The organism is Pseudothermotoga sp., assembly GCA_025060105.1.
GTDB lineage: Bacteria > Thermotogota > Thermotogae > Thermotogales > DSM-5069 > Pseudothermotoga_A.
This window is the reverse complement of sequence record JANXCS010000014.1, coordinates 1-12209: the sequence shown is the minus strand read 5'-3', so window position 1 is coordinate 12209 and position 12209 is coordinate 1. Positions and strand designations below refer to the sequence as shown.

The window sequence follows — 12209 nt, the reverse complement described above, 5'->3', positions numbered from 1 at the left end:
TTGAAACCTTACATAGAAGAAAAGCGAGCGATAGTTCTTCCGTTCGGCCTTGGTGATGAAGTCAAAGAAGAACCGATCGTTCTAGACAGACTGAACGCAGGTTCTTCGACGTTTCAAGATTCAAACAGAAAAATCCTTCCACACCAAACTGAAACGTTGAAGCTCAAGATCGAAACGTTGGATCATCTTTACGAGCAAGGTTTGATTTCAAAAGTTTCGTTCATCAAAGCAGACATCGAAGGTTATGAAAGAAAATTGTTGAAGGGTGCTTCCAAGCTGATCAAAACTTTTCGACCAAAACTCGCGCTGTGTTATTATCACCTTCCAGACGATTTTGAAGTACTCAGAAACATCATAGAAAGTTTTCAGCTAGGCTATAGGTTCACTCTCAACAATGAAGTACTTTTCGCTTGGACGAAGCTTTAACGGTTCAAAACCGCGTGGGTTGAGAACGGCCCACGCGGTAACAGTACAGAGAGATGCAGGTTTTGTCGGCTTTGAATTTGAGATAAAAGAAGATCTTTGAACGTCGCTAGTTTTGCAATCACGAGTAGTTGTTCTGTTTTCTTGGCCTTTTTCTTTTCGGTACGCGCCTGACTTCGACGACTTTTCCGATGATTTCGAACTGCTCGTTTGGATTGACGACTATCGGTGTGTATTCATCGTTGTCTGCGATCAAGACGATCTTTCCATCGTCTCTGTATAAGCGTTTCACCAGAAATTGATTTTCATACATGCTCACGACGATCTCTCCGTCCAGCACATCTTGTGGATAGACTCGTCTCACCAACACGATGTCTCCATCGTTTATCTCTGGTTCCATGCTTCGTCCATGCACCACGAAGGCACAGTCTGCATCCACAGTTTCAACTGGTAAAAGCCTCAGAGGCTCTAAAGAGTCTGGAAAGCCTCCATTTCCAGCCCTTACGTTCACATCGTACAGGGGTATGAACTTGCGCACGGGTGGTAGTTCCACAGCGGTGACTTCATGCTCTTTCAGGAAATAATCCAGCTCCACACCCAAAGCGTTGGCTATCTTCTGCAACATCTCCAAGCTTATCTGCCTTCTACCAGATTCGTAGTAGGCGATCGTGGAGGGATCCACCCCCACCTTCTTCGCCAGATCGGCTTGGGTCAAGCCCAAGCGGTTACGCGCCAGTCTGATCCTTTCCCCTATGCTCACATAGTCCATGACCAATCCCTCCGAAAGGTATTCTCTCACAAACTGCACCTTCCCTTCAACTGATTATTCGTCATGATTATTTTAAATTATCTCTTGACAAATCAACAATCATCATGGTAAACTTTTGTCGTCTTAGGTTTTCTTGGTCGGTTCAGGTCGAGGTCTTTGGCAAGTGAATTTCCTATTCGCTTTGAAGGGAGGAGTGTGGTCGTGTCGGAGTACGAACTTGGCATTTTGAAGGCCGTTGTTCCACAGAACGTCACCGAAGAGGAACTGAAGCTGTTCGTGATGGTCTGCGAGAAGTACAAGCTCGATCCGTTCACCAGAGAGATCGTCATGACCAAGCAGAACGACAAGATCAACTTCATCACCACCAGGGACGGTTATCTCAAGATCGCCATGCAGGATGAGAACTTCGATGGGATCATCTCTGCGGTGGTGAAGGAAGGCGATGAATTCGAGATCGACGCTTCCAAATCCGAGGTGAAGCACAAATTCGGTGCAAAACGCGGTGCGATCCTCGGTGCTTGGGCCATGGTGAGGCACAAAAAAAGACCTCCAGTGATCGTGTTCGTGGACTTTTATGAGTATTTCCAAAATACTCCCACTTGGCGACAGTATCCATCTGCCATGATCCAGAAGGTGGCTGAAGTGGCGGCTCTGAGGAGGCAGTTCAACATATCTGGCTTGATCGCCAAGGAAGAGATCGTTGTTGAACAGTCAGAAATTCCAGACCAAATCGAGCGAGATGTTCTTGACAGACCGCAAGGTGGGTGAACACGATGAACTTTTTTCAGCTGGCGGGGAACTTCTGGTTGGAGCACGAACGGGCACCTTTCAACCACTGCGCGATGGTGCTGTACTTCAGACTTCTATACGAAGCAGAAAAACGTTCGTGGAAAGGGCCGTTCAAGCTCTCGTGGGGTTACCTGCAGGGGGTCCTTGGATTCGGTAAAGGTACGCTCGCAAGGGCGATCTCCGATTTAAAATCCAGGGGCCTCATAACTTACCACAAAGACAATGGACGCGGTGTTTTTTGGTTCACTCACCCGTGGTTCCAAAATGGAACCGAGAATAGAACCACGGATAGAACCACGAATGGAACCGAGGATAGAACCACGGATGGAACTGAAAAGCAAAGCGATGAAGCAACAACAAGCATGAATACTACAATTTCAAACGCAGATGCTTCCGCTGAACTTATGAATGCTTTTAAGAAAGAGAAGAAAGAAAAGGACCAAAAGAAAGAAGAGAAAGAAGAAAAAGAAAAGAATCAAGAAAATACTCACACTTTTGATACACCTAACGGTGTATCACAGCCTTCGGCTGAGATAGTACCAGAGTGGAGGTTGAAACTGAACGAGTATGAAAAACAGATCATCAGCACTTGGGAATTGATGGTGGGACCGTGGGAGGAAGGTTGGCTGGACGAGCTTCGAAACGTTTTGAAGGTGTGTTATCCTGCGCAGATCAAACAGGCCATCGCTTCCACGTCGGTGTCTCAACTTCACAAACTCGTTCAGAGCGGTTTTCCATACTTAGCCCAACTTCTGCTCAAAGGTGTGTTCGGACACAGAGTCAAAAGGAAAAACAAACCGAAAAACTGGGCCGAAGAGAACCTGACTGGCCTGAAAAAGTTCTTGCAGAAATCGAGCTTGAAAGACATCTGGGCCGAAGGGGTTGGCGAGGATGGATAAGAGGATGTTCGCACTCGGTATGGCGACGCTGGCGAGTGTGTATGAGAGGCTCGAAAAGATTGCGAGCGATGAAGTGCTCAGCGAACAGTGGTACAGGATGCTTTCAGATCTTTCAAACGAACAGTTCAAATACGCAGTCGAAGCGATCATCAAAACTCAAAAATTTGCCCCGACGATCGCAGATATACGGGAAAAGGCGCTCGAGTACGGCAGGGAAGACGAATTGAGCAGTGAGGAAGCTTGGTTGATCGTCATCAACGATGTAAGAAAGTTTGGCTCTTACAGAGAGCCAAAGTACCAAGATTGGAAGTTGGAAGCGGCGAAGAACGCGATAGGTTGGCAGTCTCTGTGCGATATGACCGAGGAGAACAAAAGCATAATCAGGGCGCAATTCATGCGCATATACGATTCTTTCAAAAACAGACAAAGACAACTGGAGCTGATGAACAACGAAGAACTGGAAAAGATCATCTCGAAGCTGGCTAGAAAGCTCAATTCAGGCTCAGACGAACCGAGGCAGGCTCTACCAGGATGAAGGACACTTCTGGACGTTGACCTGTTTGTATACAATTGTATCTATATCGTTTCACTCCGTTCAACCGCACGTTCGTATCTATAACTTCGGGGAGCGCTCCTTCCAAAACGTGTGAGGAGGTGCTGGGATGAAACAGATCAGGATCGTTTTCAACACGCACGAAGTGGATGAATCTGGCAGGCCCGTTCTGAGACGTTCCACCTACAGCGTCGAAGACTCCGTCGGACCAGTTCAAGCACAGCAGATCGCCGAGCTGATCGGTACACTGAGCGACTATTCGGTTCAGGAAGCTTATCTGATCAGCGTCGCACAGGTGATCTGAGGAGGTGTAGCGAATGAAAAGACTCTTTCTTGACTTTGTGAACCAAGCGGACGGCAAGAGACGAAGGATCGTCGTGCCAAATCCGAAAACGAATTTGACTTCACAACAGCTTTCTCAAGCCATGGACATGTTGATCAGCTTGGGTGCGGTGCCAACAGGGTACGTGAAGGACAGGGCTGCGATCGTACAGACCAACACGAACGAATTTTTCAACCTGCTTTGATCGTTGGCCCCCTTCGGGGGGCCATTTTCGAGGAGGTGCTTGTATGAACGTTCTAGAGTTGTTCAACATCATCGGAAGACTCATCGTGCTGGGCGTGTGCATCGTGGAAAGGCCAAAGGACGGAGCAAAGAAAAAGCAAGAAGTGAAGCAACTGGTGTACAGCTTTTTGAAAGATTTCAACGTAAAGCTTCCAATACCTGAAGCCGTGCTCGAGTACGTTTTGGATGTGATGATAGACAACGTCGTGAAACTGTTGAACGACACGCTATGGAAGAAGGCGGCGTGAGGTACGAAGGTTGGAAAGATTACTCAGAAGAGGTCGAAAGGCTCTGTGGTTGGCTGTGGAATAGATACAGAAGGTTCATACTTTCAAAGGAAGATTTGGTCCAAACAGGTTATTATCTTTTGCTCTTAGCTTTGGAGAATCACAGGGAAGGTGAAATGGAGAAAAGAAACTATGTGCTTTGGTATGTTCGAAAAAAGTTGTTGAACATGCTCTTCGGTGGAGAGAACGCTCCGAAGCACAATGGATATCCCTTCACGTTCGTCAAAGATAGAAACAGCAAAATCAAAGTCTTGTCTTTGGAAGAGGAATGGTTGGAAAAGTGCATAGATGGTTTTTAACCCCCTCGCTCGAGGGGGTTTTGCTTCAATAAACGATGAATTTTTTGCCAGTTTCGTTGTATTCAACACGATAATTTGGATTTATCTTCAAAACCAGCTCTCTGATCACAGCTGGATCGTCTGGTAAATGGTATATACAAATTCCCATCTTTGGTTTGAACTTCTTTAAAGAATTCATACCTCCAAGAAGAACTTTCCTTTCATAGCCTTCCACATCCATTTTTAAAAAATCTATTCTATCGATGCTGTTTTCTTGAACGAAACGATCTAGCGTGATGAGTGGTATTTCGCCTTCTTCTTCCGTAACAGAAATTCCTTTCATGCTCGCCGATCTTTCTTGATCTCCAACGGCTTTCTGAACGATCGTTACATTGTTCAATCTGTTCAATTCAACATTTTTCTTCAATATTTCAGCATACTCTTTCAACGGCTCAAAGGCATAGACTTTCCCTTCATCTCCAACGATCAAGCCTGCCAAACATGTGAATATACCCACGTGTGCTCCCAGATCGAAAACAACATCGCCACGATTGATCTTACTTTGCTCATTGTCGTATCTTCCTTCGTTCAACCAAAATTGTCTTTTTATTTTAGGATAAAAGTACAAGCCAAAAAATTCACGCGAAACATTCACAAAACCTTTTCGATTCGAACTTTGCGTTTGTGAGTTGAAAAATTCAGAACCTGGAAATTCCCAAGCCATACCTGGAAAAGAATGAGCCAAAATTTCATCCAGCTCAGCTTGAATGAGCTTTTTCGAATCAGATTCAAAATATGGAAAAACAAAATCAATGAGCAAACCTGTCACTTCAAAATGTGTATCTTCGCTGTTAGAAAATATTTTCAATGTGAATCGCTGACCATAATAATCGATGGGAAGTTCAAAAAAACCAGCTAAAGAGAAAAAATGCTTCAACAGTTTATCGACCAACGGTTTTAAAAGAAATTGAAGTGAAAACGATAAACGTTTGTATCTTTCGAAAGTTGAAAACACCACGCTCCAAAAGTCTTTGTCTAGAAATGAACGAGGATAGTGTTTCAAGCCGGAAAGTACGTACCTTGCTCGCCAAGCAAGTTTGTCCATCACATTCATAAGTTTTCCTCTCCTTCGCTTGCGCACACAACACTTTGGACATTAAAAATATAGCATACGAGAGCTTTTCTTTTTAAGCGTTTGATTTATAATCTGTTTTGTGAACAAACAGGCAGAAAGCATCGCAAAGGCGAGTTTCATCATATTAGTCGTCAACTTTTCGAGCCGCATTCTTGGTTTTTTGCGGGAAATTCTCATTGCTTATTTTTTCGGTGCCAAAGCGATCGTTGATAGCTTCTTGGTGGCGAACGTGCTTCCCACGACGATCGCAGGATTGATCGGTGGAGCCTTAACGACCGTTTTTATTCCTGTATTCATAGAGAAAAAAGAAAAAGAAGGTGAAGAAACCGCTTGGGAAGGAGCAAGGTCTGTATTTGGTGTTTCACTGGTGTATCTTTTTACGATGCTTTCTATAAGCTATGCCGTGGCACCGTTTTTCATAAAAGCGATCGCACCTGGCTTTGCAGAGGAACGTTTAAGATTGGCACTCTCCATGAGCAACGTCATGTTACCTTCGATCGTTTTTTTAGGCATGCTCGGCCTTTTGACTGGCATATTCAATTCCTATCGTTTGTTCACCATCCCGGCGCTGGCAGGTCTTTCCTACAACGTATGTTTGATCCTGTTCATGGTCTTGGCGAAAGATTTTCCACTGATCGGTCTTGGGCTTGGAAACACGATGGGGATCATCGTGCAAGTTATGATTCTTTTTCTCATCGCTAGAAAAACTTGGTCTGGATGGGGCATAGGGTTTTCTTTCTCACATCCCATGCTCAAGAAAGTTTGGAGGTTGATGGTTCCCATCTTCATCGGAACGGGTGTTGGATATCTCAATTTGATCGTCGATAGAATCTTTGCTTCACTTCTACCTGAAGGAACGATCTCCGCCATGAACTTCGCCGTTCGAATAAAGGAAATCCCCATAGGATTGTTCGTTTTGGCCATATCGCAAGCCATCTATCCCGTCACCGCTTCACAGTTTGCACATGGAAAGATCGAAGAGTTCAGAAATCTTTTCTCTCGCTCCCTTGAAACTCTCTGGCTCTTCATGTTACCTTGCACGGCGGGTCTTTTGATCTTGGCGAGAGAAACTGTACGTTTCTTGTTCGAAAGAGGCGCTTTCACCGCTCAAGCAACTTCTCTCACAGCTCAGGCGCTTTTTTTCTATGCACTTGGACTTTTCTTCAGAACCTCGCTCGATCTGACGGCAAGAGTCTTTTATTCATTTCAAGATACCAAAACACCTGTGAGGATTGGTATCATGGGTCTTGTTTTGAACATAGTTCTCAACGCCGTTTTGGTCCGTACCATGGCTCACAGAGGTTTGGCTTTGGCCACTTCCATCAGCTCTGCGTTCATGTTCACAGTCTTGATCGAAATACTCCGCCGAAGGATGGGAGGTATCGGTGGCAGAACACTTTTGAAAAATTTGATCAAAATCGTGCTCGCAACCACGGTGATGGGCCTGTTTGTGATGGCTTTGAAGCCTCTGGCTCGGAGCAATCTAGGTTATATAGCTTCAGTCACACTCGGTGCACTCGTCTACGCAGGTGCCGTTCTTGTCTTCAAACCGAAGAGTGCAGAAACGATCCTTTCACGCACCCTGAAAAGACTTCTTGGATGATTTTCGATTTTGCTTGTACAAGCTAGATAAAACGAACAACGAATGATCATCGATTTTCGGTCTGTTTTTTGAAAGCCCTCGGATCTGTTATGAACTTTGCAACGTAGAAGAGGTTGAACAAACCGATCAAGCTGGTCAGGAGCATCGGTGGAGCATAACCGAAAGCGTCGGCCAGCTTTCCACAGATGAGCGGTGCTACGAAAGAGAACGGTGCTATCGAAAAGTACAACGAGCCCATGTACAGTTCTTTTCTCTTTCCAGAGGTGAAATCCAGCGTTATGGTCATGCTACCCACATTGTTCGTCGTGTTGACGATACCTATGAGTGCAAAGACGATGTAGGCTTGACCAACGTGCTTACAGAGCAGGGCCGTTAAGATCGCCGACACATAAAAGATCTTGCTCACCAGCAGGTTCAGCTTGTGACCTTTCCTATCGCCGAGTGGACCGAACAGAAAAGATGAAAGGCCTTGGGATGTGAGAACGATCGCAGTGAAGATGGCCGCCACGTCGTCTGAAAGTGAGAGTTTCTTTAAAAGATACACCGTTATGAACCCGCTTGAACCGAACATGAAACTGGTGATGATTCTTTCCATCAGAAAGTTTCTGAAATTTCCATCTTCAAAGACGTGTTTTATGTTCTTTATATAGTTGATCACAGGTTCATCGTCGTGAGTGTGGGCATCTGGAACTTCTCTTGTGAGCGATAGGAAGAAGAAAGATACGATGAAAAAGATGAAGGCTGTGAAGAACACATAGCCGAAATTTTTTGGGAAAGGATTGCTCGCAAGCAAGTTCTTCGCGATCAACGAACCACCTATACCCAGTATCGCACCGAGTCCACTTCCCGTGGCGAAATAAGTTCCCCTCTTTCTCGAATCGATCACTTTCTCTATCATGCTCATCCAAGGTGGTCCAAGAAAACCCATCGAAAACACGGCGATCGCCATCATCGCCATGGAGAGATAGAGCGAAAGCTTTGGAAAAGATTTGGCCAAATAGAAACTGATGAGCGCCACGAAAAGGTACGGGATTCTTTCCGCCATGGTCACTTTGAGGACCAAGTTCAACTTCTTGGCCGACCTTTCGGCGTACTTTGCACCCCAGATGGCAGGTATACCCCAACCTAGGTTCGTTATGGCTGAAATGAGCCCCAGCTCGACGTTCGATGCTCCAAGGTTCTTGGCGAAAACTGGAAAGAGTGTGAAAACAGAACCAAGGGTCATTCCGACGCTGAAGAAAGCGTTATCCAAACAATTGACGATGAAGTTCCACCGATAATCTTTCTCCGTGAGCTGTTTCATGTGCGATAGAACCTTTCTGCCTCATCTGGAACGGCTCAACAAAAACACACCCAACCGATAAACATTCTACTATATTCACCAATTTTGTTAAAAACACACCTTCACCGTGCAGAGCAAGTTAAACTCGCTTCATTTTCCCAAGTTCTGCCTCAGCTTGTGTTCTATCAAATCGACGAACCTTTCTTTTTCTGAATCAGAAAAGTTTTTCAACAGATACATCAGTTCATCCAGCTTGTAGAGAAAATTTCTGGCCATAGCACTGCTCACACCTTCGTATCTGGATAGAAACACCACTTCGCAATATTTCTTCAAAGGTTCATACCTCTGCTTCCATTCCTCACCGGCGATCACCACGTCTGGTTTGTACCTTTCTACATCTTTCAACTTTTCTTCCCAACCGTTGGCTTTGAAAATTTCATCGACGCATTTTATGTTCTCCACCACCTTCGCACGCTCTTCGTAGGTGAAAAATGTGACTTTACCTTTCTCTCGGTTGAATTCGTCACTGGTGACGCCCACGATCAGATAGTCTCCAAAACTTTTGGCCCTCTGTAAAAAGTTCAAATGCCCTATGTGGAACATGTCGAAACTTCCGTAGGCTAAAACTTTCTTCATGGTTTTCCCTCCTCCATGAGCTTTTTGATCAGTTGGATGACACGCTCCGTGGAACGGGCGTCTCTGTAACGATGAACGATGTCTCTAATCGTTTCTCTTCTTTCTCTGTAGTAATTTAGATCTTCAAGGCTTTTCAAAATCTCTCTTTCGAGACTTTCTTGATCTGTACACTTCGGTCCAGCGGCCCAAAAATCGTACGGCTCAAGCAACCAACCGCCACGTCCGTTCCAATATTCTTCGATGTCTGTGGGTGTGAAGATGACAGGCCTGTTCAAAAGAAGCCAATCAAAATACAACGAAGAATAATCGCTGATCAAAAGATCGAACGCGTTGAGCAGTTTGTACAGATCCATCTTTTCTTTCTGAAGCAGTTGAGTATCGATGAGCTTGATACGGTCCGTCTCGAACGCTTTGACCTTCTCTCTGAAGAATCTTTCCTCAAAAGGGTGCAGTTTTACAAACAGAAAAATTCGATTGTCCCTGAGAAAGGTGCAAAATCTTTCCACATCGAAATCTTCAAAATCGAAGATGTTATCAAAAGTTCTCTTTCCCTCCACAAAGTTTCTATAGCCCACCCTGAACGTCGGAGCGAACAGTATCTTCCTTTCACCTGTCAATCTCATTTTGAACAACTTTTCAAGATTTTCATGGCCGTTCTCAATGAAGAGATAATCGTTCCTCGGAGCACCGCACACCACGTACTCATCGATCGTCAATCCCCAACGCGCATTTTTGAGCACGGCATCGAAATTGGAATAACAGCAAACCACATCTGGCTTGCATTCAAAACTTTTTTCTCTCCTATCCAGCAAACCAGCTTTCTTGGTTGCAAAACCATGCCACAGTTCTAGATGAATCGTTCGAGCACGCAACTTTTTAAGACCGTGCGTCGTTACGATCAATCTGCTCTTTGCAAGGAGCTTATAATAGTTCCAAGCATAAGAAAGTTTCTTCCAAACGGTGTTTGGAAGTGAAATTTCGCTTTTGAACGTTTTTATCTTGTAAAAGCTCAACTTTTCTGCTTGCTCGAGGATCGGTGAGACATTGCAACCAGAATGTTCAGCTGTGACGATGAAAGTTATGAGCCTTTTGTCCATAGGATAGATGAACCAGCAGATCGATTTGAGAAGAAATTTGACGATCGATTCGACCAATCGAATGATTTTCACCTTCGTGAGATTATTTTACGATATCGAAAGCTTTTTGAAAGCTTGATTTTTTTGTCGAAAAACCACGATGAAAAGTCAAAAAGGAAGCATCGGCACCTTCATGCCTCACAAGGTGTTATAATTTAATGAGGGGAATATCAAAGCCATATCGTATTGGAACAAAACAATTTCACAAAGAATCGACCAGACACAAAAAACTGATACTCGATGCGAACGAAACGAAAAGATCGGGGGTGTACTTTTCTGAGTTCAACGGTACATCTGTTTTTGTCAAATTCAGAACCGTTTTGGCTTTCGAACCGATTTTTGGCAAGATCCATGATTGTTTTTTTAATCCCCGCCGATTGTACTGTCATGCCCAGCTTCTATGAAAAAGAACATCAAAATTTGAACGAACGACTCGCCAAAATGTTGTTTGCTTTGCTCGTCGCAAACGCTTCCAAGCAAGTTTTTCGTCGATCGACATTTAGGAAAATGATTCTTCAAACTGTAAAGGTCGCTGTTTGAAGAAGGTGGGCAAGGTGAAGCTGAAAATTTTGCAAATAATTACACGCTCCGACTGGGCTGGTGGGCAAAAAGTTCTTTACTCAATAGCTTACGGTATCAAGAAATATTATCCAGAACAGTTCGACATTGAAGTTGCCTGTGGAAAAGAAAACGGTGCGTTGATATCAGAGCTTGAGGAAATCGGGGTGAAAGTGCACATAATCGATGATCTAGTGCGAGAGATATCACCGATCAGAGATTTCAAAGCGTTCCTTCAAATAAAAAGATTGATAAAGCAAGGTAAATACGACGTGGTTCACTTGCATTCTTCGAAGGCAGGATTTTTAGGCAGGATCGCTGCAAAGCTTTGCAAGGTGAAAAACATCATCTACACCGTGCACGGTTGGTGGTCTATAGAACAATATCAAGGATTTAAAAGAAAACTATTCATTTTTGCTGAAAGATTCGCTGCAAAGTTCTGCAACAAGATAGTTTTACTGTGCGAGCGCGATATGGAAAAAGCGAAGGCTTGGAAGATTGGCAAAGAAAGTCAGTACGTCATTATTCCCAACGCTATAGTGCCGATCGGAAATGTTCAAAAAGGAAAGCTCAGAAAAGAGCTCAATTTATCGAGGGATATCAAAATAATTGGTAACGTCGCTCGGTTAGATCCTCCAAAAAATCCTTTGAGATTTCTTGAAGTGGCGAAAGCTACGCTTAAGGAAAGAAGAGATGTAGTATTTGTGTGGATAGGAGGTAGTGTCGTTGAAGACACATACGGGAAAAAAGTCGAAGAATGGTTGAAACGTCATCCTCAAGAAGCAAAGTACATTCATTTTCTTCCATTCAGGAAGGATGCCATTGAACTGATGGCTGATTTTGATGTACTTTTGCTCACATCCGACGCGGAAGGTATGCCACTCGTGGTGATAGAAGCGCAAAATCTTGGAATTCCTGTGGTGAGCACAGACGTAGGTTGTGTGAGAGAATTGACTAGCCTGATCTCCCAAGACAATGGAAAGCTTAGCGAGTTGGTTCTTGATGCGTTGAATGAACCCAAATCCAAGTTCTATTATTCAACCTTTCCATACAAAGATTTTGTCGATAGCCATATAAGCTTATTCAGAGGTGAAGAAGAAAATGAGCGACCAGGTTGTTCCGGTTGAATTGACAAAAAGAATTAGTACATCCGATAAAATTCACATGATCTTTCTTGTGGTTTACGTATTTTTATCTGGATTTGTATTTGTTGAACCGAGTCCTGCTGAGATATGGTTTTTGGTATCTGTTCCTTTCCTGCTGATTGGTTTTAAAACAACTTTTCAATCGCTTCTA

The 12209-nt window shown here is 44.1% G+C and carries 17 protein-coding genes; 12 read left to right on the top strand and 5 right to left on the bottom strand.

The genetic code is table 11. From position 1 onward, the window contains the following. Positions 1-426 (top strand): FkbM family methyltransferase (locus tag NZ875_09580; GenBank protein ID MCS7175985.1); only part of this gene is annotated, 426 nt, incomplete at its 5' end. 118 nt (positions 427-544) lie between these two features. Here NZ875_09580 and NZ875_09575 read toward each other — a convergent pair. Continuing rightward, a complete protein-coding gene (locus tag NZ875_09575) occupies positions 545-1222 on the bottom strand; it encodes an XRE family transcriptional regulator (GenBank protein MCS7175984.1) in 678 nt (225 codons plus the stop codon). Between the two features lie 165 nt (positions 1223-1387). On the opposite strand from NZ875_09575, the gene NZ875_09570 reads away from it, so the two are divergent. The 7 genes from NZ875_09570 to NZ875_09540 all read left to right on the top strand — a co-directional run bounded on the left by NZ875_09570 (position 1388) and on the right by NZ875_09540 (position 4584). Then, positions 1388-1960 (top strand): recombinase RecT, encoded by a 573-nt coding sequence (locus NZ875_09570; protein MCS7175983.1) that lies wholly within the window; start codon positions 1388-1390, stop codon positions 1958-1960. 5 nt (positions 1961-1965) lie between these two features. Further along, the gene (locus NZ875_09565) at positions 1966-2880 is read left to right on the top strand and encodes a Crp/Fnr family transcriptional regulator (GenBank protein ID MCS7175982.1); all 915 of its coding nucleotides are present in this window, start codon (positions 1966-1968) and stop codon (positions 2878-2880) included. Beyond that, the gene (locus tag NZ875_09560; GenBank protein MCS7175981.1) at positions 2873-3415 is read left to right on the top strand and encodes a hypothetical protein; all 543 of its coding nucleotides are present in this window, start codon (positions 2873-2875) and stop codon (positions 3413-3415) included. Before NZ875_09565 ends, NZ875_09560 begins: the two co-directional genes overlap by 8 nt. Before the next feature lie 127 nt (positions 3416-3542). Next, positions 3543-3737, top strand: a complete 195-nt coding sequence (locus NZ875_09555; protein MCS7175980.1) for a hypothetical protein — start codon at positions 3543-3545, stop codon at positions 3735-3737. Positions 3738-3750: 13 nt separating this feature from the next. Further along, positions 3751-3960 (top strand): DUF2922 domain-containing protein, encoded by a 210-nt coding sequence (locus NZ875_09550; protein ID MCS7175979.1) that lies wholly within the window; start codon positions 3751-3753, stop codon positions 3958-3960. Between the two features lie 43 nt (positions 3961-4003). After that, complete coding sequence (locus NZ875_09545; protein MCS7175978.1) at positions 4004-4246, top strand: hypothetical protein; 243 nt, start codon at positions 4004-4006, stop codon at positions 4244-4246. Beyond that, positions 4243-4584 (top strand): hypothetical protein, encoded by a 342-nt coding sequence (locus NZ875_09540; GenBank protein ID MCS7175977.1) that lies wholly within the window; start codon positions 4243-4245, stop codon positions 4582-4584. Before NZ875_09545 ends, NZ875_09540 begins: the two co-directional genes overlap by 4 nt. 25 nt (positions 4585-4609) lie before the next feature. Here NZ875_09540 and NZ875_09535 read toward each other — a convergent pair whose 3' ends face one another. Then, the gene (locus NZ875_09535; protein MCS7175976.1) at positions 4610-5677 is read right to left on the bottom strand and encodes an FkbM family methyltransferase; all 1068 of its coding nucleotides are present in this window, start codon (positions 5675-5677) and stop codon (positions 4610-4612) included. A gap of 100 nt (positions 5678-5777) precedes the next feature. Here NZ875_09535 and murJ point away from each other — a divergent pair, with 100 nt between their 5' ends. Next, complete coding sequence (murJ, locus tag NZ875_09530) at positions 5778-7301, top strand: murein biosynthesis integral membrane protein MurJ (protein MCS7175975.1); 1524 nt, start codon at positions 5778-5780, stop codon at positions 7299-7301. A gap of 46 nt (positions 7302-7347) precedes the next feature. On the opposite strand, the gene NZ875_09525 is transcribed toward murJ, so the two are convergent. The 3 genes from NZ875_09525 to NZ875_09515 form a co-directional block, all read right to left on the bottom strand. Continuing rightward, on the bottom strand, positions 7348-8604 hold the full coding sequence (locus NZ875_09525; GenBank protein ID MCS7175974.1) for an MFS transporter: 1257 nt from the start codon (positions 8602-8604) through the stop codon (positions 7348-7350). A 129-nt stretch (positions 8605-8733) separates the two neighbouring features. Continuing rightward, positions 8734-9219 (bottom strand): adenylyltransferase/cytidyltransferase family protein, encoded by a 486-nt coding sequence (locus tag NZ875_09520; protein MCS7175973.1) that lies wholly within the window; start codon positions 9217-9219, stop codon positions 8734-8736. Beyond that, positions 9216-10388 carry a CDP-glycerol glycerophosphotransferase family protein gene (locus NZ875_09515; protein MCS7175972.1) on the bottom strand — a complete coding sequence of 391 codons (1173 nt, stop codon included), beginning with the start codon at positions 10386-10388 and terminating at the stop codon, positions 9216-9218. The genes NZ875_09520 and NZ875_09515 overlap by 4 nt, the downstream gene beginning before the upstream one ends. Before the next feature lie 318 nt (positions 10389-10706). Between NZ875_09515 and NZ875_09510 the strand changes: the two genes are divergently transcribed. The 3 genes from NZ875_09510 to NZ875_09500 all read left to right on the top strand — a co-directional run. Further along, positions 10707-10895 (top strand): hypothetical protein, encoded by a 189-nt coding sequence (locus NZ875_09510; GenBank protein MCS7175971.1) that lies wholly within the window; start codon positions 10707-10709, stop codon positions 10893-10895. 14 nt (positions 10896-10909) lie between these two features. Continuing rightward, the gene (locus tag NZ875_09505; GenBank protein ID MCS7175970.1) at positions 10910-12040 is read left to right on the top strand and encodes a glycosyltransferase; all 1131 of its coding nucleotides are present in this window, start codon (positions 10910-10912) and stop codon (positions 12038-12040) included. Further along, the coding region (locus tag NZ875_09500) for a hypothetical protein (protein MCS7175969.1) at positions 12003-12209 on the top strand (207 nt) is incomplete at its 3' end. The genes NZ875_09505 and NZ875_09500, both read left to right, overlap by 38 nt.